Source organism: Picosynechococcus sp. NKBG15041c (assembly GCF_055380235.1).
Genome location: NZ_AP040363.1, coordinates 2562880 through 2589718 on the forward strand (window position 1 = coordinate 2562880; position 26839 = coordinate 2589718).

Below are 26839 nucleotides of genomic sequence, written 5' to 3' on the forward strand. Positions count from 1 at the left end.
GTTTGAGCAAGGCGATCGCCTAGGATTCCACCGTCCGAAAATTCACCCAGCCCTCAATTTTAGGCCCTAAGCGGAACAAAATAGACTGGGCGAGACCCAGGTGATCAGCCCCTAAGAGTAGCATCATGGACTGTTCTTTGACGGGAATCAGGTGAGTCGGACAGGCCAAAAAATCCAGGGTGAGCACGGTTGATTCTCCCCATACCTCCCGGTAGACCTGACAGCGGCGCGGCAAAATCCCCGTCAGGTGACGGAATCGTTCGAGGGCTTCTTTTTCAAAGGCGGCACTATTACCTTGGGTCGAAAAAGGTTGATGATTCATAGTGGGATTGTTGTTGCCAACAAAACGCTGATCGATTCTTTTACCTTAAGACTTCTTCGGGGAGAAGAGGGCAGACCGTTAGAATTTTTAGCTTTACAGAAAAACCATGACAAGATGTGAAGAAATATATTTAATTCGCAGTAACCAGGTAGTTTAGATAGACCAGAAAAATAGCGTAAAATCAAAATTATTTCCCATTCGCCACGGCTAATGTCGCTTTTATACACTTAAATGGTTGAGTTTAATCGACTGGAAAAAAAAGGAATTGATCGCAGTATCCGTCGGGGCCTTCTGAATCAGATTCGCCATGGCTTAGATATCAAGTTCCCCCAGGAAGCAGAGTCAATTTTTGCAGATATTCAAAGAATTCCCAGCATCTATGCGCTCAAAATCATTGAAAATCGCCTCTATCATCTCAATACAGTTAGCGAGTTGCGTTTACTCTACCGAAATCTGCTCTAACTCGAAGAAAATGGGCAGGAGAAGGGCATGGGCTTTTTAGAAAATATCCACAGTTTAAAAACCTTCATTTGTGCGTTTCACCCGATTATTGTGATCGAAACAGTAGAGGAAGAACGGGTCGAAACACTACTCCGGGAAGTGGTCAAGGAGTTACAAACGCCACTATTTGAGTGGACAGTAAATTTGGGTTTGGCCCCAACCCCGGGAACGAAATATGCCCCCCGCACCAATGAATATGCCCGACCTGGGGCAAATAAGCCGATCGCCTTTGAGAATACAACGGAGCCCCTCGATGTCCTCAAGTACATGGGGCAAATGGAACGCAACGGCGTCTTTTGGCTCAAGGATTTTATGACCCACCTAGAAGATCCCCGGGTACTGCGGGAAGTGCGAGAGCTTGCTGATACTTATAGTGTGGTGAATTCGGCCCTGGTGATTACCGGGGAGGCGATCGCCTTACCCAAGGCGATCGCCCACGATGCGGTGTATTTTGAGCTGACCCTACCCGATGGTGATGAACTCTACCAAACCCTCTCGGCGGTGATGCGAGAGCTGAAGGTCCGCCATCAACTGACGATCAATCTCCAGGGAAACGAATTAAACCAGTTTGTCCACGCCCTCAGTGGTATGACCCTCAAGCAAGCCCGCCAGGCGATCGCCTATGCCGCGTTGATTGATGGGGAACTCAATGGCACAGATATCCTCAAAGTGATTCACCGCAAGGCCCAGATCCTCCGGGAAGAGTCTCTCCTTGAACTGTTTCCCGTCGAAGAAAACACCGCCAAGCTGGGAGGCTTTGTGGGCCTTAAAGAATGGCTCAAGCGGGCTCAGGTGGGGTTTAGTGCAACCGCAAAACAGGTCAATCTCCCGGCACCGAAGGGAATTTTAATCGTTGGGGTTCAAGGCTGTGGTAAATCTCTCGCAGCAAAAACGATCGCCAGGGAATGGCAATTGCCTTTGCTCAAGCTCGATGCCGGCCGCCTTTACAACAAATTCGTCGGGGAATCGGAGAAAAATTTTCGTCAGGCGATTAAACTGGCCGAATCCATGGCGCCGACAGTGTTGTGGATTGATGAAATCGAAAAAAGCTTTGGTAATACCAGCGGTGATGGCGATGGGGGCTTAAGTTTGCGTCTATTTGGGTCATTTCTCACCTGGCTCCAAGAAAAATCCCAGGAGGTTTTTGTGGTGGCAACGGCCAACGATCTACTAAAACTCCCCCCGGAGTTGTTGCGGAAAGGCCGCTTTGATGAAATCTTTTTCGTGGATTTGCCCAATGCTCAGGAGCGGGCGGCAATTTTTTCGATTCACCTGGCGCGTCATCGACAAAATCTTCAAAACTTTGATCTGCGTACCCTCGTCACTACCGCAGCGGGCTATAGCGGTGCGGAAATCGAACAGGCCATTATCGCCGGACTTTACCAAGCGCTTTATGAACAAACACCCCTGACCACAGAAGCCCTTGTGACCCAGATGAAAAATACCGTGCCCCTCTCGGTTTCCCGCCGGGAAGATGTGGAAAAATTACGGGCGATCGCCTCAGAACGGTTCGTCTCGGCGCGATAAAATGCTGCCATGCGAATCTATGGCAACCGACAGATCAAGACTCTCCCCGGCGAATTAACGCGGCCGACCCTAGCAAAGGTGCGGGAGGCGATTTTTAACATTTGGCAAGGTCAAGTGTCCGGTTGCCGCTGGCTTGATCTCTGTGCCGGATCCGGCTCAATGGGAGCAGAAGCATTATGTCGTAATGCCTCAAAAGTTATTGCAATCGAAAAAAATCCCCAAGCCTGTCGCATTATTCAAGAAAATTGGCAGAAAATTGCAAAAGACCATCAAAAATACCAAATTCTCAAAGGTGATCTCCGCAAACGACTGGAAAATTTGGGCGGTGAAACTTTTGACCTGATTTACTTTGACCCACCCTACGCCGCAAAACTTTATGACCCGGTTTTAGCGAAAATTGTCGATTTGGCATTACTGGCCCCAGGGGGAGAACTGGCCGTGGAGTATGACCCCAAACTCTGGCAACCGATTGAATTGCCCGAGTTAGAGCTATTCAAGGAGAAAAACTACGGCAAAACGGCGATCGCCTTCTATCGTCCTGCCCAATAATCTTCCCTTGGGGAAGTTAGACGGTTCTACATTAAGCCAGAGGAGCGCAGTTATCCTAAGCGTTGTAACCAATCGAGGATCAACGCATTTACTAAGCTGGGGTTTTCGTCGTGGGGACAGTGGCCTGCCCCTGGAATTGGGTGAAATTCAACCCCGGCATTTTGGGCCGCTAGATCCTGATAAATTTGTGAGCCTTTAATCGGTGTCCAAGGATCGCGATCGCCCCAGAGCACCAACAAAGGATGTTGCCGTTGGGGTAATAATTCCCGGGGACTTTCCCCCGGAGGTGCCGTGATCACCGACGCAAAAACCTTTTGGGCACCCGGATCATTGGAAGGTTCGTAGAGCATTTCCACCAATTCATCGGTCACCGCTTGGCGATCGCCGTAGACCTGATAGAGGGTATTTTTAATGCGTCTCTTTTGGCGCACTTGGTTAAAAATAAACGGCCCCGTTAAGGATGAGCTCACTAATTTAGCAAACGTACCCATGACAATACGCAACGGCAGCGCCAATTCGTCGGGGCGATGGTTCAAACCCCCAGCGCAATTGATTAACACCCCTCCGGTACAGAGTTCGGGATAATGGGCCAGCATCGCCAAACTCAGAAGGCCACCGATAGAATTACCAATAAACACAGTCGGCTGTTGGATCTGGGCTTGCCAAAAATCGTGGATCAAATCCTGCCAGAGCTCGAGACTATAATCCCAATCTGGTTTGGCCGAAGCGCCAAAGCCCAACAAATCTAACGCAAACACTTGATAACCCTGGGCGGCTAAGGGGGGGATATTGTGTTTCCAGTGACCAATGGATGCCCCAAACCCATGGATCAACAGTAGTGGCTTCCCTTCCCCTTGAACGGTGTAGCGAATGTGCTGGTCGTGCCAAGTCCAGTCTAAGGGGGTCAAGGTGGTCAGGGGATTTACGGTTTGGATCATCGTTGTCATGCTGGAGCGTACTTTCTAAAATATAGCGGCTATTGATTCGGGAGGTCGAGGGGTCTACCGCGTGGGCGATCGCCGGACGAAATGGATCTTGATGGCCTTATTCTTCGACAAAATAGGATACGCGATTCGGACAACTCAACCTAAGATAGTCATACATCGTGTCGATCGCAACGTTACCCCTGACAGAGAGAGCCATGGCAACCCGGGAGCAGCTCCGTGCCCAACGCAAACAAAAGCAGCGACAACGAACCCTCCGTTGGTTCCAGGGATTGTGGCGATCGCTCATGCTCATTGCCTTAGCCTATGGCACATTTTGGGTTCTCGACCGGCCGGACTGGATTATCAAAAGTGCCGCCCAAATCACCATCGAAGGTAACCAAACGCTGCCGGAGGACCGGATCCGGAGTCTGATTCCACTCACCTACCCCCAACCGATCCTTACTCTCAAGCCCCAGGAGCTTGAGCAAGCCATTGAAACCCAGGGGGCGATTGCTGAAGTGATGGTGTCGCGACGCTTGTTGCCTCCCAGTCTGGCGATTCAAGTGCAGGAGCGCTATCCAGTGGCTCGCTCTCAAACACCAATTCCCCGGGGCCAGAGAGATCGCCCCCTCGAACCAGGTTATCTGGATGCTGCTGGTAATTGGTTTCCTGTGGCAGTGTACGAACCCCTCGGAGAATATATGTCTCTGCCCACCCTAGAAGTAATCGGTCTCCGGGAATTGCAACTCCCTCTCTGGCCCGGACTGTACCAAACCCTTAGGCGATCGCCCGTTGAAATTTTTAGTCTTAATTGGCAAGATTCCAGCAATCTCATCTTGAATACCGAACTGGGGAGCTTCCACTTGGGCGCCGATTTAAGCAAGCTCGAACAACAACTAGAGGCGATCGCTAAATTGCAACAAACCCTCGGCAAGACCATTCCGGCCCAGGACATTCAATACATCGACCTCCACAATCCCACAGAACCAATTATCCAAGGCACTAAACCCATTGTGCCCCCCACCCCTGAAACCCAAGAGCCACCAACCTAGAAAAATTGCGCTATCGTAGCAGCAATCTTGATTAAATCTTGACCTCCAAATTAACACTCGAAAAAAGTTAAAATCTCGGAAAATTCTCCCAAAAGATACTTAAAAAATTCGAGTAACCGACTAAACTTAAATATTCATATCCATCACACTTCTCCTTTGTGACCGTGAGCCAAAACCCTCTATTCCAACCCAACAACGCGCCCTTCGATGGGACTGGTAACCACGCTGCCCCGGCAGAAGGAGTACCATCGCAGTTCCCCATCATCCCCAGCAGCGTTGCCCAAATTAAAGTCATTGGCGTTGGCGGTGGTGGCTGTAACGCAGTCAATCGAATGATCGAAGGGGGAATGTCAAATATTGATTTTTGGGCAATTAATACCGATGCCCAGGCCCTCAGCAGTTCCAAAGCCAAAAAACGACTACAGATTGGCCAAAAAATTACGCGGGGACTCGGTGCCGGAGGTAATGCAGCCATCGGTCGCAAAGCAGCAGAAGAATCCCGAGATGAAATCGCCCAGGCCCTTGAGGGTGCTGACCTGGTCTTCATCACCGCTGGGATGGGAGGTGGCACAGGCACTGGAGCAGCACCGATCGTGGCAGAAGTAGCCAAAGATTTAGGTTGTTTGACAGTGGCAGTGGTAACCCGTCCCTTCAAGTTTGAAGGGCGTCGCCGCTCTACCCAAGCCGAAGAAGGCATCAAAGAACTCCAAAGCCGGGTTGATACCCTCTTGGTGATTCCTAATACCCGACTTCTGGATATGATCCCCCAGGAAACCTCCGTTCCTGAGGCACTCCGGGCCGCCGATGAAGTATTACGTCAAGGGGTTCAAGGAATCTCCGATATCATTACGATTTCTGGTCTGGTTAATGTGGACTTCGCAGATGTACGGGCAGTGATGGCTGATGCAGGCTCTGCTCTAATGGGTATTGGCGTCGGCTCTGGTAAATCCCGGGCGCGGGAAGCGGCGCTGATGGCTATTTCTTCTCCCTTGATGGAGTCTTCTATGGAAGGAGCCCAGGGGGTTGTTCTCAACATTACTGGTGGCCATGACCTGACCCTCCATGAGGTGAATGATGCAGCGGAGGCGGTCTATGAAGTGGTTGATCCCAATGCAAACATCATCTTTGGGGCGGTCATCGATGAACATCTCCAGGGGGAAGTCAAAATCACAGTCATTGCCACAGGGTTCGCAGTGGAGCCTCAAATGACAGAAACACCCCAACCCTTATCACAGCAGCGGCGTATGCCAGCCGTGTCCCAGGGCGACGTTCCGCCAGTCCCTCCCGCACCAGAATCGCCTCGGGCCCGTCCGATCGCCCCGCCCCAAGCGCCACCAGCGCCCCGGAATGGTTTCCCTGATATTCCTGATTTTCTGATGCGCCGTTCTAATCGTCCGAAATAATAGGCAGATATATAGATTTAGCAATGGTAGTTTCTCCGGCGATCGCCTTAACCATCGCGGGCTCCGATAGTGGTGGTGGTGCAGGGATTCAAGCAGATCTGAAAACCTTCGCCTTCCAGGGTGTCCATGGCACTAGCGCAATCACCTGCGTTACAGCCCAGAATACATTGGGCGTCACAGCGGTGGCGGCCCTTGACCCGGCGGTGGTGACGGCCCAAATTGAGGCGGTGGTCTCGGATTTGGGTATTCAGGCGGTGAAGACGGGGATGCTCCTGAACCAAGAAATTATGGCGGCGGTGTTGACAGCGGCGATTGCCCAAAAATTACCCAACTGGGTTTTGGATCCGGTGATGGTGTCCCGCACAGGGATGCAGTTAATTGATGATGGGGCGATCGCCTTTTTGCAGAAAAAACTGATTCCCTGTGCGCAAATTTTGACCCCCAATCGCTATGAAGCACAAATTCTGAGTGGCTTGAGCATCACTGATCTGGCCACGATGGAACAGGCGGCCCGCGACATTTATCAACTTGGCTGTGGTGCAGTACTCGTCAAAGGCGGTGGCATGGCTGGCGATTTGCAAGGTGTTGATGTATGGTTTGACGGCGAACGGCTGGAAATTTTAAGAACGGAATGCGTCCAGACCCCCCACACCCATGGCACAGGTTGTACCCTCTCGGCGGCGATCGCTGCCCGTTTAGCCCTGGGCGATCTGCCCCTCCAGGCCGTGAAAAGAGCAAAGGGATATGTCACAGAAGCCTTAAAATATAGCCTGGCGATCGGTCAAGGGACGGGGCCCGTGGGACATTTTTTCCCGATTTTGCCCTAGACTGTGGCGATTTCCATTTGCAAACGATAGAGCAATGTTTGGCGATCGCACTGGGCGAGAATTTCCTTAATCGTTGTGCTGGCCCCCAGATTTCCCCAACTGCAACCATTTTGGAGGTAGGTTTGGGTCACTTTGCCGATGACATAGCTGCCATAGGCGGCGATTCCCCCCTGGGCTAAGGCCGCAGTGCCATAGAGCCCGAGGGTGCTGGGATTGGTTAGAGCGTCTAAACTGAGGGCTGTTTTCCCTAAGCCGAGGAAGACGCCACTACTCAACTCGGCGATAAAGAGAATCCCTGCACTGATGAGAATATTGCGCCAGAGCTTGGCGGCCTCGTGGCTGGTCATGGGCAACCCATACAGGCGAGCAAGGGCGCGGATTAAGGCCAAATCGGCAAAGGTTCCGGCAACAATATCCACAAAACCGATGGGATTGAGGGCGATCGCCGCGCCTTTAGATTTGGCATAGTTCCAGATTAGGGCCTCGGCTTCTGTTTGGCGATGGGTGAGGGTTTTTTTGGCGATCGCCCGTTGCAGTTGCTGAGCTTGGACAAGGGCATGGATCGCCATCAAAGATTTCCCTTCCCGGCTGAGGATCGTAAAAATCTTTTCCCGTAGGGGATCAATCTGGGCATCAGGAGTTTCCCAGGTTTCTTCAACGCGGCCATCGGGGTGTTCTACGCGGACGGCAATGGGCTGGGGTTCGGCGGCCACCATCACAATTTCTTCAGGGCTGAGGGGGAACTTTGTGCCAGCGGCTTCTTGGCTCAGTTGTTGTAGCTGCTGGAAAATACTTTGGCGATCGCAATCGGGATAGAGATCAATTTTGTTAAAGACCACTAGCAGGGGTTTATGCTGCTGGCGTAACTGGTAGAGAGCATCGTACTCGGTGCGGGTAATGTCCCCGGCAATGATGAACAAAATTAAATCTGAATTGGCCGCGACTTCTGCCGCCATCTTGGTGCGGGCTTCCCCAGCAATTTCATCGAGTCCTGGGGTATCTACCAGTTCAATTTTGAGCTTTTCTGTGGTCAGGGGCCAACGCACCGCCCGGGGATATTGGGTGACGCCATGGAGGGGGCCAGTTTCGAGCATTTTTTCGCCGATGAGGGCATTGATCACTGCTGACTTACCGCGACTGACTAGACCAAAGGTGGCAATACGCAACAAATTTTGGTCCAGTTTGGCGATCGCCGTTTGCAGTTGATTTAATTCTGGACGAACAGCGGCCTTTAATTCAGGACTCGGGGGATAGTGCCAATGGCGGCGGGTATTGCCATACCAAGCCAGTGCCTGCTGGAGACTGGCCCGGGCAAGGGAAAAATGTCGTTCCTGTTGTTGACTATCCATGGGTGGCCCAAAAAATGTGTAGAACCCACTTTTCATCATATCGAGTTGCGGTGATGGACTGGAACGAAGCCCGGCAGGAAATTTACTGATCCTGTTCAGAAATATCGGTTTACCCTAAAACCATGTGATTGTGATTGCAAAAAAGGACTGATTGGCGTGATGCAATTGGAGACAGTGCTAAAGGGCTGGGTCGCCGGGCAAGAACCCCAAAAAGCAGATTTCACATATCTCCTGGAGCAAGCCCAAGGGGATCTGACGCAGGCGATCGCCCTTGACTATGATCTCAGTCTGTCGGGGATTACCCGGCGCGCTCAAAATTTTTTGGCGATCGCCCCGGACATTCTCCAACTTTGTGAAGTGCTTAATTTTCAAGACCAAGACGTGATTCTGAAAACCCTCTGGGAACTGTGGTTACCCTTGGCCCAGCAAATTCGCATTGCCCGCCAACAGCAGGATCAACCGCTCATTTATGGCATCCTCGGTGGTCAAGGCACCGGGAAAACAACCCTCTGTCGCGTATTGCAAACTATTTTGCGGCGATGGCAATACCCCTGTGTGGCGATTTCCCTTGATGATCTTTACAAAACCTATGGTGATCGCCAAAAACTTCTGAAAACGCAACCGGAACTGATTTGGCGTGGCCCCCCCGGGACCCATGATGTGGCCTTGGGTTTGGCTGTTTTAACAAACCTGCAACGGGCGAATCTTGGTGATCAGATTGCCGTGCCTCGCTTCGATAAGTCTCTACATCATGGTGCGGGCGATCGCCTCGAACCAGAGTGGATTGATCCGGTGGAAATTGTGCTCTTTGAAGGCTGGTTTGTGGGTTGTCAGCCTGTGGAACCGAAAGTATTTGAGACAGCCCCTGAGCCGATCTGTACCGGAGGCGATCGCCTGTTTGCCCAGAAAATCAACGCAGCCTTGGCGGAATATCTGCCCCTGTGGGAAAAGTTAGATCGACTACTAGTGCTGTGCCCTGAAGATTATCGCCTGAGTAAACAATGGCGCAAAGATGCTGAACATCAGATGATTGCCCAGGGAAAAACGGGGATGAGTGACGCCGAAATTGATCAATTCGTCGATTATTTTTGGCGATCGCTCCACCCAGAACTTTTTATTCGGCCCCTCAGCCAAGATCCCCGTTGGACAGATCTCGTCATTGAAATTGATGCCGATCACCGCCCCGGTCAAATCTATTGTCCCGCTAACCCGAACAGATAAGCTGATCTGGCGCTCGCAACAACTCAGGATGAAAATCAATGTTTAAAAATCAGGTAAGTACCGCCGCAGACCATCGCTGTACCCGCTGCAATCTTGCCGACTCGTTGGGCTTTTGGGGATTTGACTTTCCTGACTAAGCGTTCTGCAGAGTAAGCATATATCGCCTTGACTCCTCCCACCGTCACAATGGTGGTGAACACAATGGCGATCGCCTCCGATGATCCCAGGGTTTTCATATCAACAATGGCCGGAAAAAAGCTGGCATAGAAGAAAATCGCCTTAAGATCCCCAAGGGTGAGAGCAAACCCACTGAGGAAACTTTCCAGAAAATTGGTGCGACGTTGGTTGTGTACTGTGAATTCAAAGGTTTGCTTACTCCGAATCAAGCCGACCCCCATCCAGATTAAATACAGTCCCCCAGCGATTTTAATGAGGGTAAAAACGGAGCCGAGTTGTTGTGCCAGGGTGCTCAGTCCCAACAGCGCAAGACCCACAAACACTAAATCTCCGGCGACGATCCCAGAGGCAACGGCTAATCCATTGCGAAAGCCCGCAGTTGCCGCCCGGGTCACAACCAGAGCAACACTTGTACTGGGCAAGGCCGCCAAGACGACCATGGTTGTAAAAAGATAAACAAAATTGAGATGGCCCATTGGCAGACTCGATTGTGGTGAGTTGGGGAGATTAGCACTTTTTATCAAGCCATTGGGATAATGAAGCGCCAGTAACCTATGGTTAATCTCACCGATATAATAAGTCTTTTGCTTAATGACACAATGCCAAATGTTGTTCTTTGTGGCTATTACGGTCAGGGCAATGCTGGGGATGAAGCCCTTCTGTTGACTCTGTTGCAGATGTTGCCCCCTGGGGTTAATCCCATTGTTCTGTCCCACAATCCCACGGCCACGAGCCAAGCCTATGGGGTGACCACTGTGCCGCACAAATCGTGGCAGACCCTGAAGGCGATCGCCCAGGCGGACGGTTTTGTCTTCGGGGGCGGCAGTCTCTTGCAGGATGTCACCAGTTTAGGGAGTTTGGTCTATTACGCCGCTTTAATGAAATGGGCGCAACTGCTGGGCAAAAAAACCATTGCTTGGGCCCAGGGCATCGGCCCGCTGCAATCTAGTTGCGCAAATCACATTACCCGGTTTGTGTTGCGCGGTTGTACTGGGATTACGGTGCGGGACCAAGCTTCGGCAGACTTATTAAAAAATTGGCAAATTCCCCAGGCGATCGCCCCGGATCCAGTGTGGGTCTTAGAGGCGCTGCCTTTTGCCGAAATGCCTGATTTGCCTCACCCGAGAATTGCCGTCAATTTGCGTACCCATGGGAGTATGACCCTAAAAAAATTGACTGTTTTGCAAGTGGCCCTCAAACAATTTCAGCAGCAAAATAAGGCCAGCATAATTCTCATTCCTTTTCAAAAAAGTCAGGATGAGGCGATCGCCCAACAACTCTATGACGCTTTGGCCGAACCCAAGGTGATCATTGCCCCATTGCAGCCCCAGCAGTACAAAAGCCTCTTTGCCCAGGTGGATTTTTTGATCGGGATGCGCCTCCATAGTCTGATCCTTGCCGCCGCTGCTTGTCCCTGTTTCGCCCTCAATTACGACCCTAAAGTGGCCCAGCTACAGCAGCAGTGCAACCTACCGGGCCTTGATTTAGACCAGCTTCCCCTGGATGCGGAAGCCCTCAGCCAACAGTGGACAACGGCATTAAAAACGGCCCAACGACTTACCCCAGAACAACAGCGCACCATCCAAACCCAAGTGCAGGCCCACCAAGATATCCTGAGTCGACTCCTTTAAGAATCCTGTTATTTTGCGGCTCACCAGGCGATCGCCCAGGGAAATTTTTAATAATAGAGACATAATGCACGTAAACCACATCTTTTTGCACAATGGCTAGTAAGACCAAATCTAAATCCAAAACCAAATCCAAAGACGAAACGACGATGCCTAACACCACCGAACCCATGGCCATTAATATCGGCATTAGCGAAAGTGACCGGGAGGCGATCGCCAAAGGGTTGAGCCATCTCCTCGCCGACACCTATACCCTCTACCTCAAAACTCACAATTTCCACTGGAACGTCACCGGGCCAATGTTCCAGACCCTCCATCTTCTTTTTGAAACCCAGTACAACGAACTAGCCCTCGCCGTTGATCTCATTGCCGAACGGATCCGCGCCCTGGGTGTACCTGCCCCCGGCACCTACCAAGAATTTGCCGAACTCTCTGCTATCCCCGAAGCCAAGGGTGTACCCACCGCTGACGAAATGATTCGCCTCCTTGTGGAAGGCCAGGAAACCGTCGTCCGCACTGCCCGTTCCATTTTCCCCACCGTAGATCAGGCCAACGACGAACCCACCGCTGACCTCCTCACCCAACGGATGCAAGTCCACGAAAAAAATGCTTGGATGCTCCGGAGTTTATTGGGCTAGAAACCCTGTCTAAGGAAATAGGAGAGGCGATCGCCAAGCAACCCATCTAAACATTACTGTTATCCCTAATCAAATCCGAGCAGAAGAAGGATAAATTTGTCCTAGACCTCTGCTCGGATTAAAAAATATTGGGGATTTTTTAGACTGTTTCAAGGGCTGGGGAGGGATGATCCGCTTTATCCTGCCCACCTTTAACCCCTTCGATCAACTGGTGTAGGGTTTGGAGCAGCTCCTGTTCGTTATAGGGCTTAGAAAAATAAGCTGAAGCCCCTAAATTAAACGCTAATTTGCGATGTTTTTCACTCATTCTTGAGGTCAACATTGTGATCGGTAGGCTCTCATACTCAGCACGAGAACGTAAATCAGACAGAACACCATAGCCATCGAGGCGGGGCATTTCAATATCACAGATGATTGCTTCAACCTCTAGGCCCCCGAGTAGTTTGTCGATCGCCTCTTGACCATCCTTAGCCTGTTCCACCTGATAGCCTGCCTTTTCGAGGGTCAGGGCTAAATAACGCCGCACATTGATCGAATCATCAATGATCAAGATTGTGGGTAGTTGTTGCTGGGGCTTGATGACTGTCTGGACAGTGGCCTCGGGTTGACTCAGCTCCCGCAGTTTCGCAGAGACAGCATCTTGACGCTCCTGTAAAATAGCTCCTGTTTGTTGTATGTGGATCCATTCCAGTAATTTGAACGGATCAACCAGAGGAATCACACGACCATCTCCCATAATGCAAGCACTCGTAAAGCCAGGCGGGAGGGGAATTGGGCTTTGAACCGGCGCAATGGAGATCTCCTGTTCACCCCAAAAGCGATCAATGTGCAAACTGCGGACAGCTTGTCCATGGCCGACAATGAGAGCCGTGGGTCGACTAATCGTTGCTGTTCCTTCCATCTCAAAAGGCCGACTGTGATGATTAAATTGGAGCCATTTTTCGGCGCGGATTAGTTCAACGGCCTGGCCCTCCCAAACGAAAAATTCTTGGTCATTCCGATTGGTGAGATCTTCAGACCGAATGCTGATCATGGCTCGAATACTGTCGATCGGAATCGCCATTACCCGGTGGGCCGTTTCCACAATCATGACCCGCAGAATGGATACAGATAGGGGAATCTCAATCGTAAAGGTGGTACCGTGACCCAATTGTGTGTCGACGCGAATTTCACCCCGCAGATCTTTTAGGTTGGTTTTTACCACATCCATCCCAACGCCACGGCCCGATAACTCACTGACACGCTCAGCGGTACTAAAGCCTGGTTCGAAGATCATATTGAAGAGGTCAACATCACGCATTTGCTGAATATCATGCTCGGGAATCCCCAGTTTGCGCAGACGAATCCGAATTTTGTTGGGGTCAATCCCGCCGCCATCGTCTTGGATGGTGATGATGGTTTGATTCCCCCGGTGCATCGCTCTGAGAATAATGTTTCCTTCAATGGGCTTGCCATTGATCAAACGTGTTTCTGGGTCTTCGATACCGTGATCGAAAGCATTGCGTAGGAGATGATTAAGCGGATCGGTGAGAGCTTCGAGGGCGACTCGGTCGATGAGGGTTGTTTCGCCTTCGATTTTGAGGTTAACTTTTTTGTCATACTGCATGGACAAGTCGCGCATAACCCGGGGGAAGCGGTTCACAATGGTGCTAAACGGGCGCATCTGGGTGCGGGTCATGCCACTTTGGAGGGCGCGGGTGGTGTAGTTGAGATCGTTCGTGGCGGCGTTAATTTCCCGGAGGCTGAGGTCGATGTCTGCTGCAACTTCTTGGAGTTGCACGATACTTTCCATCTGCTCTTGGGAGAGGACATGGAGATCGCTGTAGCGGTCCATCTCTAAAGAATCAAACTGGTGCTGGAGGCGATCGCGTTCCGGGGCATCCCCTAAGTTTGTGGCAAAAGGATTATGACCAGACAGATCTGACCCAGGGTCATGGTTTTTATTTTCCCCTTGTTCAGTCATCAAACCTTCCATAGAAGCCCGGTCATACCAACGGCGCAACTGGCTATTTGACTGTTCTAATTGGGCCATCCGGCTATTCATGAGTGCGACAAAGTTACGCATCTGGGACAATCGCAAGTTAATTGCGTTCCGTTCAACGATGAGCTTGCCAAAGAGAGTATTTAATTTCTGGAGCTGTTGTACCGGCACTCGCACCGTTGATTTAGAAAGGGCGGAAAATTCCTTAGCAGGGTCGGGTAAATGAACCGTTGTCGAATTAAGATCCAAGGCTGGTAGAGGAGGCGTTTCTACTTTTCGTGGAGGGGTGGGAGGAATGGTGGCAACGGGCTCTTCTTCCCATTGAGGCACGGTGTCTTTAGCAATAGAGATGTCTGTCTGCTGTAAATTTGGGTGATCTTTTTCGGTTGCTGCCTGTTCTGTTGCGGGGAATGGCGATTCAGCCAAGGAAAGTGCCTCAAGGGAAAAATCCTTTAGATCAATATCATCCAAAGAAATGTCATCGAGGCTCATTACCTCTGGGATTTCTACTGCGGGAGAGACATTTTCTGCGAATATCGGTTCTGGGGAGACATCCTCGGCTTGGCTTTGGGGTTGCACCTCAGGCAAAGGGGGAACATCCTCTTTAGCAATGACCTCTGGATGAGGGAGAGCGGGAGAATCCTCTTCCTGGATAGTAAAGGAGACGGCAGTACGGTTTGGGGATTTGCTAGGTTCTTCTAAGGTTTGATCAGCTTCATGATGGTCTAGGATTGACTGCTGCATGGCGATCGCCACATCCTCAAGGGCGATATTGTCTAGAAGATCCTGTCCGAGGAAGTCTTCCGTCAACATCAGCTGCTGGTTCACCTGACTGAAAGCCTTTCTGGCCCGTTCCAAGCTGAGGCGACCGAGATGGTTAGCAATAAAAGCATTGGTGAGTTCTTGATTGGCAATGACCATCGCTTCTCTCACTTGGGCCACATTTGGTGGTCCTGCTTGGATCTCGGGTGGGTGATCTGGGTCTAGGGACGGTTGGATCACCATTTCTTGGTTTTGGTCTTGCTCCGGCGACATTTCTACCGCCGCCACTGGCTCGCTTTCAGGGGGATTTTCCGCAACGAAATCACCACTACCAAAGTCCCCTACCAATTCCCGTAGGGATGCTTCATCGGCATTTTCTAGCCAGGCCAAACTTGGATCATCTGGTTCCGGCCAGTTTATTAGTTCCGTGGCTATTTCTTCTTTCTCTAGGGAAAGTGATGGGGCGATCGCCTCTAACCGATCATCAGCAGCGATTATCCTAGTCATCCCTTCCTGGCTAACGTCAAATTCCCCTTGCTCAATTTCTAAAGGTGCCGTCTGTTCTGGTGATTCAGATACCTTAATCCTCACCTGCTTTCCTGGCGCTGGCGAAACCGACTCTGATTTTGGCTTTGATTCTTCCATTGGGTGTGACTTTTGTCGCCAGCCCGGATTGATCGGCACATGGTCCGGCAGGTGGGAAAGACGACCAATCGTAACCAGAGCCTGGGTGCGTCGCCAAGTAGAAAGAGCCTCCTCGGCGTAATCTTTAAGATGTTCCGGCGCAATCGTAGGTAGATTTTCAATAACCCCCTGACAGAGGTTCATAAAAATCTCCAATTCACTCATGCGGCCAAAATCAGTCAACTGCTCCGCCATCGCGATGAGTTCTGGCCCGATATCGTCAGGAGCAAGGCTGGCTAATTGTTGATCAAAATAATCTAAGCTTTCTTCCACCCCACCCGCGAAGATAATCATTGAAATATCAACATCTTCTTCCTGGGCTAATAGAGCATTTTCATCTTCTTCTCTAAGATCCCCGAGATCTTGACGGAGATAATCAAAGATAGGATCAATCTTCTGGGCCATCCATTCATCAGTAATCTTCTTTCCCTGCCGATGGAGATTCGTTACCACCCGCAGGGCGTCAACACTTTTCAGCAAAAGTGTTTCAACACGGCTCGTGACCAATTTCGGGTCCTGTCGCACCCGCAAAATTTTGAAATAATCCTCCATGCGGTGGGCGATCTTACTGAGAGGTTTAAAGCCCATCATGGCGGCTCCCCCCTTAACGGAATGGGCCGCCCGCATTGCTGCATCCATTTTGCCGATATCGAGTCCGGAAGCCGCTAGCTCCAGCAAAATAGCTTCGATGTTATCGAAATACTCTTCTACTTCTTCCAAAAAATTAAGACGTACCTGTTGCTCTGTATCCATGGCTCGAAATCTCAGTAGGGCTTTATGATGTCAAAATGATCGGCAAAAGAACTTGGGGTTCAGTCAAGATTGCCGAATCTCTCCAGACCAGTGAAAAACATTTACATGTTCAAAAATTCTTAAAACAAGATGGCTGGCGGCATAAGCAGGACACTTTCATAAAAACAGAACCTTAGTTTTATATTTGCTGCCAAACTACCTAGGCCATTGCCGCCCATATGTTGAGGAAGAGGGACTTCAAGAAAAAGCCCCCGACTTGCCAGAATTTAGACCTTGAACTGTTCTACAGATGCTTTTAGTTTTTGAGCAACCTCTGCAGTAGAGTGCATTGCTTCAGCCACTTCACGGGAAGACGAAGAACGCAACTCCGATGCAAATGCCATTTGGTTCATTACTTTCGTAACGCCCTGGGCGGTTTCTGCCTGGGCCGTTGTACTGGCCGAAATAGACTGCATCAACTGGTCAATTTCTTGAGAACGCTCTAGTACCTCTGCCAGACGTTCTTTTGTTGTTTCCACAAGGTTGGTACTGTCGACCACCTGGGCTGTACCTGTTTCCATGGCTGCCACAAGTTCTTGGGTTTCTGATTGAATGCTCGTGACAATCTTGCTGATTTCTTTTGTTGCAGCGGCTGACTGTTCAGCGAGGGCCCCCACCTGTTCTGCAACCGCCGTGAAGCCTTGACCTAGTTCTCCAGCCCGCGCGGCTTCAACACTAGCATTGATCGAGAGGAGGTTTGTTTTTAGGGCTAATTCATCAATCAAGGCAACCACCTGGGAAATCTTTTGGGCAGACTCCCCTAAGCGCTTCATTTTTTTCGCGGTATCGCCAATGGTTGCCCGCAGACCTTGAATACTTTCTACCGTCTGGTTCATCACTTGGTTACCTGCTTGAACCGTGGTGAATGCAGTGTTTGAGATCGCGGAAGCTTGAATCGCGTTTTTGGCCACCTCTTCGATGGACTGGGACATGGATTTGACCGAGTCTAGGGATTTTTGCACCTCAAGGGCTTCATGAATCGCCTCCTCTGCGAGGGAGCGGATCGCCGCTTCATTTTCGGTGAGGGAGCCGGTCACTTGTCCCGAAGACTTTTTAACTTCTTTTGCGATGTCATGGAGATTTTCAATAACAGCATTGAATAGGTCAGCAACGATCCCGACTTCCCCAGCCATTAACTGAGCACGAACGGTGAGGTCCCCATCAACGGCACCTTCAATGTTCGACATGAGACTTTCAACTTCACTTTCTAGTTCTTCGCGTCGTTGTTGTTGTTCTTCGGCAATGATTTTTTGTTCTTTAATTAATTGGTTGACCTTCGTCAGGAGGTTGTTGAAGCTATAACCAAGGGTCAAGGTTTCGATGGTGCCCTGTTCTTCGGCCACAACGTCTAGATTACCGGCTGCCACTTGCTCTGCAGTAATGGATAGGGAAGCGAGCGGCTTGGATAGCTGTCGAGCCAAGAGGATGAGAATGCCCACTGCAGCTCCACCCAGAACTAGGCCAGTCGCACTAAACACTTTGAGGAGGTCACGACCTGCGGTGTTGATCTCTTCGGCGTTCATGGAGGCGATCGCCACCCAAGGGACGTTGGGGATGGTAGAAATACTAAAATCTTTATCTCCGAGCTCAAATGTGACTTCAATGAACTTCCCTGTAGCAGACTCAAAACTTTCTACTTCTACTCTATGAATCTCAGGATATTTGTTTTCTAAGGCTGTCTTAATTGCCTCATCGGATTGGCTACCATCTTCCACTGCAGCATTCATATCTCGCGCCATCTGCAAAATGTTCTCTCCCCCAATCACTGAGTCAAGTTCTGCCGTCAGCTCTGCTTCGCTGAGGCCCGAATCCGTCGGCTGAATCGTATCAAGAACAGTCCCCGCACCTGGGTCAATGAGCTGAATTCGTTGACTTTTGTATAGATCTTTTTCGACGAAATCCCGCACCCTGTCATGGAGAGTCGCAGAGCTAACTTTGACTTCGACTACCCCCAGAAACTCTTCTGTGCCCGGTGCAAGGACAGAGCGGGCAATCCCCAAGCGTTTCTCACCAGTGGCTTCGTCCAGTACAGCTTCTTCCACCGCTACCCCATTGGCTTGGGCGCCTTGCCACCAGTCTTCTGCCGAATGGACAAAACTATCAGGTTGCGTATCAGAGGCGACATTAAACCCATAGCGATTGGTCACCAGGAGGGATTGAATACCTGATTGTGCGGAGATGTTTTTGAGGTAATTGTTGAGGTTGGTATTGGGCTGTAGAAATCGAGTCGTACTAAACTGAGCTTCTAAACGATCCTGTGGTAGCTGCGTGAGCTTTTGCTCAGCTACAACGGCCTCACTACCGCGCAAGGCTTGGTTAATCTGAGGATCCACTGCCAGTAAACCAGGAACCTTCATCAGGTCATTCACGAAGTTCGCTGTTGCCTCAGAAGCCAAGAAAGAGTCTTCCTGGAGAAGATTGATCACGTCTGCCTTCGCTTTGTCTGACACAACTTTGTACCCAATTGCCGATGCCAGGATCAGAGGCGTTAGTACCGTAGGCATGACTGTGACTAGCAGACGCCGACTCAAAGGGCCTGCCTTACGTTGCTTTTTCGCCGAGCTGCCGCCAGGGCCATTATTTCCAAAAAATCCTTTGGTAGATTCGGTCTTCTTTGCCGCTGGCCCCTCAGAGGCTAAGCTTGTATCTTCAAACCGTAGGCTGGCATCATTGGGGAAATTTTCTGCAATAGTCATGGTTCTGGCATCCTAATAGAGTTATGGAAGGAATCGTAAAGAGCAAATCAAAAATACAAATGGCACCACTGAACCAGTGTTGTCACACGATTCAGCGATAGAGGTAGCGTCAAAATCGACGAATACCAAGTAAATTTATGGGGTTTGAAAAACTATTGAGGGAAAATATTGAAAGATTCCTCATTCCCCCGGATTTGGGGGGAAGAAGAATGGATTAACTGGTCACTGCATACCCTGGTGCAGCGAGGGTTTTGGCTGTGGCGATCGCCTGGACATCTAATACAGGAACACTCTGCCCATCTTGAACAAAACATCCCTTGAGATAAGGAGTTAATTCCTCACTAAACTCTTCAATAGGAGAGGCGATCTCCTCCGCATTCAGACGAATAACCCCTTGAATTGCATGCACCACTAATCCCAGCAAACTGGTATCTTCATCGGTTTGGTTTAGATAGACGTCTTGGGCCTGGCTAGCGGCAGATTGCCGCACCGTGACCACAGGATAGTATTGCCGGTTAGCGGTTGTGGCTGGTAGTTGTAGCATCTGTGCTAGATCAACCACGAAAAAGACTTGGTTGCGGGAGTTCATGAAACCAACCACACTGTCTGGCATATTCGGGATCGGCGTGACTAAGCGCGTCGGTACCCTGAGGGCTTCATGAACATACTCCAACGAAATCAAGCCAGACTGCTGCGGAGAGAATTCAAACTTCAGATAGCGATCGCCCGTTTTCTCTTCCGGCTGAAAAAGCTGCGGTAAAAGTCGCTGTAGCCTTACTGTCGTCGAAGCAAGATCAGTGGCTATCGGTGTAGTGCCGCCCATGGGTTTAGCCTGCCACAGATTTGATGGCCTCGAGTAAATCGGCTTTCTCACAAGGTTTTGTGAGATAAATATTTACTCCTTGTTTAATTGCCCAATTGCGGTCCATCTTGCCATCTTTTGTGGTGCAGGCAATGATCGGGATATTGGCCGTAGTATCATCCTTTTTCAACTTGCGGCACATATCCAAACCACTCATGTCCGGCATCACCAGATCAGTGACAATCACATCGGGCTTTTGTGTCCCAATCTTTTCTAACGCATCTGCAGCACTAACTGCCGTCATCACCTGGTGACCACCCTGGGAAACATAATTACTGAGCAACTGCAGCTCAGTGGGCAAATCATCGATTACGAGTACTTTACTCATGGTTTTAATCCTTTGGGTAAAAATCAAACAAGAAGCTTTTAAAAAACAAAAAACTAAGCCATCAGTAGAACAACAGAGGCCACTGCATCCAGTAGCTGCTGTTGATCGCAGGGCTTAACAAGATAGACAGAAATACCCTGACGCTTGGCCCATTCCTGATCTACCTGACGACTTTTTGTCGTACAAGCAATCACAGGAATCTTTGCTGTTTCTGGGTTTTTCTTGAGCTTACGACACAATTCCAAACCACTCATGTCTGGCATTACTAAATCTGTGACAATCACATCTGGAATTTTCTCGGCAACCTTTTGGAGGGCTTCTTCACCACTGCCTGCACCGATCACCTGATGACCTCCCTGAATCAGATAAGTGCTGATGAGTTGCAATTCAGACTGAATATCATCGACAACCAATACTGTACTCATTGCATTAATTCCTTACGACTTATAAACCGTTTAATTTCATTCAGAAAGAGAAAGAATTGAACTTAACCAGTCAACTATTTCACATATTTTTCAACGATAGACAGCAGACTTCCCCGAGTAAAAGGCTTAGTCAAATAGTCTGAAGCCCCTACCAATTTAGCCCGTGCTTTATCCACAAACCCAGTTCGTCCGGTGACCATTACAATCGGCGTTTCTCTTAAGGCCACACTATTTTTTAGAAGACTACAAAGTTTATAGCCATTGATCTCCGGCATTGTAATATCCATGAGGATTAGATCCGGCTTTAAACGAAATAAAATAGAAGCTGCTTTAATTGGATCTTCAATTTTTGTAACTTCATATTCATCCGCATCTAAAAAACGGTGCATTTCGTTCAAGATAGTTGGACTATCATCAACACAAGCGATTTTGTAAACTTTGGTCGGCCGTACCCGAGTTTGAACGGGTGCTTGCTTGACCACCTGTGGGACAGTCGGCAAGTGGTTGAAGGGTTCTTTTGGTGCCCCTAAAAACACGTTCCCTTTTTGGACATAGGGATAAAGTAGTTTGGCTACCACCATTTCATCCTGATTGAGTAACAAAGCAATCTCTCGAATGCTAAAGCCACGCAGGATTTTTTTGAGCTTTTCTAAAGCAGGTGAGATTGAGGTATTGGCAGATTGCTCATGGGAAAAAAGATAGGGCCTCTCATAGGGAGACTTAATCAGCTCGTTGACCTCCTGCCAAGCTTCAGTGCGCTGCTTAAAATGTTGAATAATTTGCTCTAGGTTTAAATTGATCTCCAGTTCAGGATCCCAAGGAAGTTGGAAATCTGCTTGAACCCACTGGTAATGGGCTTCCATTAACCATAAAAAAGATTCGATCGCCTCCTTGGTTAAATTTTCTAAAAGACGGGTCATTTGGATGAGATTTAAATGACCTTCTTGGCGGTACCAATCCATCGCGCGGCTCATAACATGGATGGGCTTGAGATTATCAGCGGCTTCAAGTACCTCTGTATTCGCTTGAGGAAGCATCTTTAAGGCTGCAGGAGATGCTTTTAATCCGAGGCAATGAAAATGATAATCAAAGGACTGTAATGATTGAACAGAGCTGTAAGCGTAGGTAATACCGCCATTTTTGAAGTATATCTGCCAACCGATACCGTCATGAAAAGCATTGACATAGCCGCTGCCTGAGGTGCTGGCAACCTGTCGTAGGATTTCCTGTGGATTTCCTACTAACTGATACTCTGCCAAACTATTTTCTGTGTTAATTTTTTGCTTAGTAGACATATCAGCTTATCCTTGACCTAGAGCTTAGTGTCAATCATTTGAGTTTTTCTAGAAGCCAAGATCCACCAAAACTGCTGAAAATATTTTTTAGGTCAATTTTGAGCGTGAATCCGTATTTAGGCCTACGCCATATGGCTTATTTGGAATGATTTAAATTTATCATTTTGCTCATAAAATCAGCTTAAATCGTCATTCATCTAAACCCATGCTGAGCGAAGACTACTAGATATATCAAATTAGATAAACATGGGATATATTTGTGACATATTTTGGGTAGCTAAAAAGTATGTTTAAAAGCTGGTTTTAGTTGATTCGGAAGAATCTAATAGACATTTCAGCAAAAACAGTCTGAGTTTGGAGACTTGAATAATCAAAAATTTGATTTTGACACTGTTTTAGTGTTCTTTAACACAACAAAAAACTCCGTAAAAATACGGAGTTTTTTGTTGTATGACAGGCACTATTGGTCTTTCTATCTATTTATTTTACTTGGCTAAAACTAACGGAAGAAACGTGGCAAAGATCCCGGCTGAAAATAGAAATAGTTTTCGGCGATCGCCTAAAACCCGATTTACTACCCGCTAGTACCGACATCCTACTCTTGGAAGCCGGGGGAAGGCAGGACGACCTAGTCGTCGGATACGAAACAAGGGAGGGCGATCGCTAACTTTGTATCGGGTTTTCCCCAACTGAGAACCAAGGGGCAGTGTTATACTAAGTACATCGCACGGGGCCGCAACGGTTTCGACAGGTTGGCGAAAGCTTCCACTGTGATGCAGGTCGAGAGTGGGTCTCCTCTCGCAAATCAAAGATCCAAACAAAATGTAACTGCGAACAACATCGTTCCTTTCGCTCGCAAAGCTGCTGCTGTAGCTTAATAAGACAACCTTAACTTAGGTTCGAGCATTCATAATTCGACTCCGTTAAGGATTATGACTAAACCCCCAACGGATGCTCTTTAGGGATACATCTGGTTTGAACTAAAGCCAAGCAGAGACCAGAGATTCTTGGTGACTCGGAACAAGCAGTCATTCCCGTTCTGAGGATTAGAAGAACTAAACCTGTGAATGAGCTAGGGGTAAATACCCAATTTGGACAGCAGTTCGACTCTGCTCGGCTCCACTCCCATCCATCAGTTACAACCTAAAAAAGCTCCTGGGTCAAACTCAGGAGCTTTTTTATTTAACAATCAGTCGAGTTTTAGGCTTGATCGAGCTCTTTTAAAATTTCAATAGATTGCTGACAAAGGGCTTCGTGACATGGCCCATTAGAAGCGATAATGCCGCCCCATTTCACCACATCTCCCTGGTTATAGAGCACTTCGTTACCCTCAAAATAGCTGAACTTGCCCCCCGCTTCCGTGAGGATTAGTTCTGGGGCAGCAAAATCCCAATCCTTCGCCGCTGATTTACCCGATAGGGAGATATAAACATCAGACTTTTGTTCGAGAATATGGGCAATTTTACAGCCGACGCTCCCCACGTAATTGCGGTCTTTAAACGGTAGGCGATCGAGTAGATCTTGGAAGCGCTGATCCCGGTGGGTACGGCTGGCAACCAGATACAAATCAGATGGATTCGCACGGTCTGAAACGGTCATTTTGGTAAGTTGACCATCACGGGTTTCACAATAGCTGCCATGGCCTTTAAGAGCAAAATAGAGCTTTTCTGCTTCGGGAACCACGACTACCGAAATGACCGGGCGGCCTTCATGCACTAAACAAATATGAACCGCATATTCATCGGTCTGATCGATAAAATCGCGAGTACCATCGAGGGGATCAATAATCCAGACCCAAGGGTGTTCGATTTTGTTACCGTCGTAGGTTTCTTCACTGAGGTAGGCAAATTCTTCTGTACCTAATTTTTCCTGAAAAGCCTCAAGAATATAGTGGTTTGCTGCTAAATCTGCCTTGGTGACGGGGCCATCTTTTTTATCCGAAATATCCTGGATATCGCCTTTGTAATAGCGACGTAGGACATCCCCTGCTCCCCAACCCACTTGACGGGCGATCGCCAAAACTTCTTCTAAACGTGTTTGATCCATTGTTTTTAGTTTTTATGTAATGGTAACGAGGCTATTCAAGGCCACTTTAAACTGAAGCGCTTGCTGCTTGAGGCGTTTCCTCAACTTCCTTGCGGTTTTTTAATAGCGGGAAAGCAATTACATCGCGGATACTTTCGGCATTCGTGAGCAACATCACCAGACGGTCAATACCAATTCCCAGACCAACAGTGGGAGGCATGCCATATTCCAGCGCTGTGACAAAATCTTCATCCACATCACAAGCTTCGTCATCACCCGCTGCTTTCTTCGCGGCTTGGGCTTCTAAGCGTTGCCGCTGATCAACTGGATCGGTTAACTCCGAGAAGCCATTGGCAAGTTCTCGGCCCACAATGAACAATTCAAAGCGTTCTGTTAAACCCGGTTTATCGCGGTGGGGTTTGGCAAGGGGGGACACTTCGACGGGATATTCTGTGACAAAGGTGGGCTGAATCAGGGTTGCTTCCACTTTTTGCTCAAAGGCTTCATTCAGCAGCTGCCCAATGGTTTCACACTTACCAGGAATGTGCATCCCCACCGATTCTGCTGCCTGTTTTGCCGTTGCAAAATCATCAAATGCGAGGAAATCGATCCCAGTGGCTTCTTGAACCAGGTTTTGCATTGTTTCCCTGCGCCAAGGGGAGCCCACATCGATGATCGCTTCACCGTAGGGTAGTTGCGCCGTGCCGACAACATCTTTAGCGAGGGTGCGGATCAGATCCTCGGTGAGATCCATCATGTCGAAATAGTCACCATAGGCTTGGTAGACTTCAATGGAGGTGAATTCTGGGTTGTGCTTGGTAGAAACGCCCTCGTTGCGGAAGATGCGTCCCAGCTCAAAGACCCGCTCAAAGCCACCGACTACCAAGCGCTTTAGGTGCAATTCCGTCGCGATCCGCAGATAGAGCGGCATATCGAGGGTGTTGTGGTGGGTGATGAAAGGACGCGCTTCGGCACCACCCGCTTCCGCCTGAAGGACGGGGGTTTCGATTTCGAGGAAGTCTCTATCTTCTAAATAGCGGCGGATGGCGGCGGTAATTTTGGCGCGTTTTCTAAAGGTTTCTTTAACGTCGGGATTGATAATCAGGTCAACATAACGCTGACGGTAACGCTTTTCGATATCGGTGAGGCCATGCCATTTGTCGGGGAGGGGCAAGAGAGATTTAGTGAGCATGGCAAATTGGCTCACTTTGATCGAGAGTTCCCCTTTTTCGGTGCGTTTGATAATGCCTTTGACACCGATGATATCGCCCACATCGGTAAGCTTTTTGAGGTGATCAAATGCCCCTTCGAGGTCGGGCATCCCTGCATTGATCAGGGTTTTGTCGAGATAAAGCTGAATGGTTCCGGTTTCGTCCTGGAGGCTAAAGAACGCGAGTTTACCGAAGACGCGACGGGCCAGGATTCGACCAGCAATGGATACGCTTTCGTCAACTTCTTCCCCGGCGACGATGTCTTGATATTTCTCCTGCAATTCGGCGGTGTGGTGGCTGATCTCCCATTTATAGGCGTAGGGATTCATGGCGATCGCCTTGAGTTGATCAACTTTTTCTAATCGGGTCGCGCGAATGTCATCGAGGGAGGAATGGCTAGACTCAGACATGGGAAATTTAAGAACGGTTAAGGCTCGTCGCAGAACTCGGCTATTATAACGGCTTCGTCCCCAAAACAGAACCGTTCTCCTAGTGGAGACTTCAAGAGTCTAGGAATGGTTTGGGACAGTTGTGTGGGTCAAATTCCTTAAAAATCCGAGGAAAAATTGGGTGGCCGTTGCAGCGGCATAGGCTCGGAAAGGATCCTGGGGCTGGAGCGGATGATAACTTTGTACCGCTCTAATGATCATAAGAGGCTGTTCAACCTGGGCGGCAAGGGCGGCGATCGCATAACTACCAACATCTAAACCAAGGATCTGGGGTTGGGCACTGAGTATATCGAAATCACCGAAAGTGAAGGGCTCAACCTGGATGATATCGGCGATCGCCCCCAGATGTACTGTTGACGTCACCGGATCATGGGGAAAACCTGTCGCTAAATGCAGTAGCTGGTCTTCCCGAATCAGATCAAGGGCCATGGCAGTTAAACGGAGCGGATCAGGGTTGAGGAGTTGTTCGGCGACTAATTGTCCGAAGATCAACGGCCAATCGGGGCAATGGTGCTGCCGTTCAGGGTGTTCCTGGGGCGACAGGCAATGATCCGGCTTCAGCTCGTGGTCATAGAGGGTATGCAGTAGCCAGCCCCTCTGGTGGGGTGCAGATTTGGGGCGGGGTATCTGGACCTGCCATTGCCAATTGAGCGGCTGCCCAAGTAGACTATCTTGCCAAGGAGCAGCGCGATCGCCTAGGCGGATAGCCTTCGCTGTCGCAAGGGATAAAACTTGCTGGGCGACAATAATATCTCCCAAAGCAACCCTGTCTTGAAGACCTTGGCAGACGCCGACCAGCGTTAAAAGCCGGGGCTGTAGCTTCGTTACCAGGGGGATGAAGTATTGAAGGTCGGCGATCGCCCGGGGCGAAAGATAAATCAGCGCAAGCTCTAAGCCCGCATATCGAGTGGTGAGATAGGGGGAACCCCAGGGCAAATAGGTTTCTTGCCAGGGGTGATGGATTGCCCTTTGGAGGGCAAGGAAAGCATCGGGGGAGGTTGTGAAACAAAGAATATCCATGGAACAGGCCGCAAGACAGTACTGGCACAGCTCACACCGGCGTTAAAACATCACTGATTGCCCAATAATGGCACGTGGGGCAATTTGGATTCATCCTACTATCTCTATTTTAAATGGGCTTTTTTGATTGGCTAGGGCAACCAGGCATTGATGAGAGAAAATGGCGGCGATCGCTCCAAAACTTTACAG

22 protein-coding genes and 1 other RNA gene are annotated in these 26839 nt (G+C 49.4%); 10 read left to right on the top strand and 13 right to left on the bottom strand.

Features of this window, described 5'->3' with window-relative positions; genetic code table 11:
• Positions 1-19 precede the first annotated feature (19 nt).
• On the bottom strand, positions 20-322 hold the full coding sequence (locus ACZ45B_RS12335; protein WP_024547028.1) for a hypothetical protein: 303 nt from the start codon (positions 320-322) through the stop codon (positions 20-22).
• Between the two features lie 231 nt (positions 323-553).
• Here ACZ45B_RS12335 and ACZ45B_RS12340 point away from each other — a divergent pair, with 231 nt between their 5' ends.
• The 3 genes from ACZ45B_RS12340 to rsmD are packed head-to-tail and all read left to right on the top strand — an operon-like array spanning position 554 to position 2899.
• Entirely contained in the window at positions 554-784 is a 231-nt protein-coding gene (locus ACZ45B_RS12340) for a hypothetical protein (RefSeq protein ID WP_024547029.1), read from the top strand.
• Between the two features lie 27 nt (positions 785-811).
• Positions 812-2350 (top strand): AAA family ATPase, encoded by a 1539-nt coding sequence (locus ACZ45B_RS12345; RefSeq protein WP_024547030.1) that lies wholly within the window; start codon positions 812-814, stop codon positions 2348-2350.
• Positions 2351-2359: 9 nt separating this feature from the next.
• The gene (gene rsmD, locus ACZ45B_RS12350) at positions 2360-2899 is read left to right on the top strand and encodes a 16S rRNA (guanine(966)-N(2))-methyltransferase RsmD (RefSeq protein ID WP_024547031.1); all 540 of its coding nucleotides are present in this window, start codon (positions 2360-2362) and stop codon (positions 2897-2899) included.
• A gap of 50 nt (positions 2900-2949) precedes the next feature.
• Here rsmD and ACZ45B_RS12355 read toward each other — a convergent pair whose 3' ends face one another.
• A complete protein-coding gene (locus ACZ45B_RS12355; protein ID WP_201766607.1) occupies positions 2950-3837 on the bottom strand; it encodes an alpha/beta fold hydrolase in 888 nt (295 codons plus the stop codon).
• Between the two features lie 167 nt (positions 3838-4004).
• On the opposite strand from ACZ45B_RS12355, the gene ACZ45B_RS12360 reads away from it, so the two are divergent.
• The 3 genes from ACZ45B_RS12360 (at position 4005) to thiD (ending at position 7107) form a co-directional block, all read left to right on the top strand.
• Positions 4005-4877 (top strand): cell division protein FtsQ/DivIB, encoded by an 873-nt coding sequence (locus ACZ45B_RS12360; RefSeq protein ID WP_029682011.1) that lies wholly within the window; start codon positions 4005-4007, stop codon positions 4875-4877.
• A 260-nt stretch (positions 4878-5137) separates the two neighbouring features.
• Entirely contained in the window at positions 5138-6280 is a 1143-nt protein-coding gene (gene ftsZ / locus ACZ45B_RS12365; protein WP_236612541.1) for a cell division protein FtsZ, read from the top strand.
• A 23-nt stretch (positions 6281-6303) separates the two neighbouring features.
• On the top strand, positions 6304-7107 hold the full coding sequence (gene thiD, locus ACZ45B_RS12370) for a bifunctional hydroxymethylpyrimidine kinase/phosphomethylpyrimidine kinase (protein WP_024547035.1): 804 nt from the start codon (positions 6304-6306) through the stop codon (positions 7105-7107).
• Here thiD and ACZ45B_RS12375 read toward each other — a convergent pair.
• Positions 7104-8456 carry a GTP-binding protein gene (locus ACZ45B_RS12375; protein ID WP_024547036.1) on the bottom strand — a complete coding sequence of 451 codons (1353 nt, stop codon included), beginning with the start codon at positions 8454-8456 and terminating at the stop codon, positions 7104-7106. The two genes, thiD and ACZ45B_RS12375, sit on opposite strands and share 4 nt — an antisense overlap.
• A gap of 159 nt (positions 8457-8615) precedes the next feature.
• Between ACZ45B_RS12375 and ACZ45B_RS12380 the strand changes: the two genes are divergently transcribed.
• On the top strand, positions 8616-9677 hold the full coding sequence (locus tag ACZ45B_RS12380; protein ID WP_024547037.1) for a glycerate kinase: 1062 nt from the start codon (positions 8616-8618) through the stop codon (positions 9675-9677).
• 35 nt (positions 9678-9712) lie between these two features.
• Here ACZ45B_RS12380 and ACZ45B_RS12385 read toward each other — a convergent pair whose 3' ends face one another.
• Entirely contained in the window at positions 9713-10330 is a 618-nt protein-coding gene (locus tag ACZ45B_RS12385; RefSeq protein WP_024547038.1) for a LysE family translocator, read from the bottom strand.
• A gap of 123 nt (positions 10331-10453) precedes the next feature.
• Here ACZ45B_RS12385 and csaB point away from each other — a divergent pair, with 123 nt between their 5' ends.
• Both csaB and ACZ45B_RS12395 read left to right on the top strand, forming a co-directional pair.
• On the top strand, positions 10454-11485 hold the full coding sequence (gene csaB / locus ACZ45B_RS12390) for a polysaccharide pyruvyl transferase CsaB (RefSeq protein ID WP_024547039.1): 1032 nt from the start codon (positions 10454-10456) through the stop codon (positions 11483-11485).
• Between the two features lie 146 nt (positions 11486-11631).
• Positions 11632-12120 (top strand): Dps family protein, encoded by a 489-nt coding sequence (locus ACZ45B_RS12395; RefSeq protein ID WP_024547040.1) that lies wholly within the window; start codon positions 11632-11634, stop codon positions 12118-12120.
• 139 nt (positions 12121-12259) lie between these two features.
• Here ACZ45B_RS12395 and ACZ45B_RS12400 read toward each other — a convergent pair whose 3' ends face one another.
• The 6 genes from ACZ45B_RS12400 to ACZ45B_RS12425 all read right to left on the bottom strand — a co-directional run bounded on the left by ACZ45B_RS12400 (position 12260) and on the right by ACZ45B_RS12425 (position 21945).
• Positions 12260-16300 carry a hybrid sensor histidine kinase/response regulator gene (locus tag ACZ45B_RS12400; protein WP_024547041.1) on the bottom strand — a complete coding sequence of 1347 codons (4041 nt, stop codon included), beginning with the start codon at positions 16298-16300 and terminating at the stop codon, positions 12260-12262.
• A gap of 266 nt (positions 16301-16566) precedes the next feature.
• Complete coding sequence (locus ACZ45B_RS12405; RefSeq protein WP_024547042.1) at positions 16567-19035, bottom strand: methyl-accepting chemotaxis protein; 2469 nt, start codon at positions 19033-19035, stop codon at positions 16567-16569.
• A gap of 214 nt (positions 19036-19249) precedes the next feature.
• A complete protein-coding gene (locus ACZ45B_RS12410) occupies positions 19250-19858 on the bottom strand; it encodes a chemotaxis protein CheW (RefSeq protein ID WP_024547043.1) in 609 nt (202 codons plus the stop codon).
• 4 nt (positions 19859-19862) lie between these two features.
• Positions 19863-20225 carry a response regulator gene (locus tag ACZ45B_RS12415; protein ID WP_024547044.1) on the bottom strand — a complete coding sequence of 121 codons (363 nt, stop codon included), beginning with the start codon at positions 20223-20225 and terminating at the stop codon, positions 19863-19865.
• Positions 20226-20278: 53 nt separating this feature from the next.
• Complete coding sequence (locus tag ACZ45B_RS12420; RefSeq protein WP_024547045.1) at positions 20279-20650, bottom strand: response regulator; 372 nt, start codon at positions 20648-20650, stop codon at positions 20279-20281.
• A 74-nt stretch (positions 20651-20724) separates the two neighbouring features.
• Complete coding sequence (locus tag ACZ45B_RS12425) at positions 20725-21945, bottom strand: response regulator (RefSeq protein ID WP_024547046.1); 1221 nt, start codon at positions 21943-21945, stop codon at positions 20725-20727.
• A gap of 729 nt (positions 21946-22674) precedes the next feature.
• Here ACZ45B_RS12425 and ssrA point away from each other — a divergent pair.
• Positions 22675-23070, top strand: a transfer-messenger RNA (tmRNA) gene (gene ssrA, locus ACZ45B_RS12430).
• A 75-nt stretch (positions 23071-23145) separates the two neighbouring features.
• On the opposite strand, the gene ACZ45B_RS12435 is transcribed toward ssrA, so the two are convergent.
• The 3 genes from ACZ45B_RS12435 to ACZ45B_RS12445 all read right to left on the bottom strand — a co-directional run bounded on the left by ACZ45B_RS12435 (position 23146) and on the right by ACZ45B_RS12445 (position 26650).
• Positions 23146-23991, bottom strand: coding sequence for a 3'(2'),5'-bisphosphate nucleotidase CysQ family protein (locus ACZ45B_RS12435; RefSeq protein WP_024546682.1), 846 nt, complete (start codon positions 23989-23991; stop codon positions 23146-23148).
• Positions 23992-24037: 46 nt separating this feature from the next.
• The gene (gene lysS, locus ACZ45B_RS12440; RefSeq protein ID WP_024546681.1) at positions 24038-25591 is read right to left on the bottom strand and encodes a lysine--tRNA ligase; all 1554 of its coding nucleotides are present in this window, start codon (positions 25589-25591) and stop codon (positions 24038-24040) included.
• Between the two features lie 99 nt (positions 25592-25690).
• Positions 25691-26650, bottom strand: coding sequence for a hypothetical protein (locus tag ACZ45B_RS12445; RefSeq protein ID WP_024546680.1), 960 nt, complete (start codon positions 26648-26650; stop codon positions 25691-25693).
• Between the last annotated feature and the right edge of the window lie 189 nt (positions 26651-26839).

Excerpts from the sequence above, each read along its gene's own strand:
- ACZ45B_RS12335 (WP_024547028.1), bottom strand. The coding sequence starts at position 322 with ATGAATCATCAACCTTTTTCGACCCAAGGTAATAGTGCCGCCTTTGAA.
- ACZ45B_RS12340 (WP_024547029.1), top strand. The coding sequence starts at position 554 with ATGGTTGAGTTTAATCGACTGGAAAAAAAAGGAATTGATCGCAGTATC.
- ACZ45B_RS12345 (WP_024547030.1), top strand. The coding sequence starts at position 812 with ATGGGCTTTTTAGAAAATATCCACAGTTTAAAAACCTTCATTTGTGCG.
- rsmD (WP_024547031.1), top strand. The coding sequence starts at position 2,360 with ATGCGAATCTATGGCAACCGACAGATCAAGACTCTCCCCGGCGAATTA.
- ACZ45B_RS12355 (WP_201766607.1), bottom strand. The coding sequence starts at position 3,837 with ATGATCCAAACCGTAAATCCCCTGACCACCTTGACCCCCTTAGACTGG.
- thiD (WP_024547035.1), top strand. The coding sequence starts at position 6,304 with ATGGTAGTTTCTCCGGCGATCGCCTTAACCATCGCGGGCTCCGATAGT.
- ACZ45B_RS12375 (WP_024547036.1), bottom strand. The coding sequence starts at position 8,456 with ATGGATAGTCAACAACAGGAACGACATTTTTCCCTTGCCCGGGCCAGT.
- ACZ45B_RS12380 (WP_024547037.1), top strand. The coding sequence starts at position 8,616 with ATGCAATTGGAGACAGTGCTAAAGGGCTGGGTCGCCGGGCAAGAACCC.
- ACZ45B_RS12385 (WP_024547038.1), bottom strand. The coding sequence starts at position 10,330 with ATGGGCCATCTCAATTTTGTTTATCTTTTTACAACCATGGTCGTCTTG.
- csaB (WP_024547039.1), top strand. The coding sequence starts at position 10,454 with ATGCCAAATGTTGTTCTTTGTGGCTATTACGGTCAGGGCAATGCTGGG.
- ACZ45B_RS12395 (WP_024547040.1), top strand. The coding sequence starts at position 11,632 with ATGCCTAACACCACCGAACCCATGGCCATTAATATCGGCATTAGCGAA.
- ACZ45B_RS12400 (WP_024547041.1), bottom strand. The coding sequence starts at position 16,300 with ATGGATACAGAGCAACAGGTACGTCTTAATTTTTTGGAAGAAGTAGAA.
- ACZ45B_RS12405 (WP_024547042.1), bottom strand. The coding sequence starts at position 19,035 with ATGACTATTGCAGAAAATTTCCCCAATGATGCCAGCCTACGGTTTGAA.
- ACZ45B_RS12410 (WP_024547043.1), bottom strand. The coding sequence starts at position 19,858 with ATGGGCGGCACTACACCGATAGCCACTGATCTTGCTTCGACGACAGTA.
- ACZ45B_RS12415 (WP_024547044.1), bottom strand. The coding sequence starts at position 20,225 with ATGAGTAAAGTACTCGTAATCGATGATTTGCCCACTGAGCTGCAGTTG.
- ACZ45B_RS12420 (WP_024547045.1), bottom strand. The coding sequence starts at position 20,650 with ATGAGTACAGTATTGGTTGTCGATGATATTCAGTCTGAATTGCAACTC.
- ACZ45B_RS12425 (WP_024547046.1), bottom strand. The coding sequence starts at position 21,945 with ATGTCTACTAAGCAAAAAATTAACACAGAAAATAGTTTGGCAGAGTAT.
- ACZ45B_RS12435 (WP_024546682.1), bottom strand. The coding sequence starts at position 23,991 with ATGGATCAAACACGTTTAGAAGAAGTTTTGGCGATCGCCCGTCAAGTG.
- lysS (WP_024546681.1), bottom strand. The coding sequence starts at position 25,591 with ATGTCTGAGTCTAGCCATTCCTCCCTCGATGACATTCGCGCGACCCGA.
- ACZ45B_RS12445 (WP_024546680.1), bottom strand. The coding sequence starts at position 26,650 with ATGGATATTCTTTGTTTCACAACCTCCCCCGATGCTTTCCTTGCCCTC.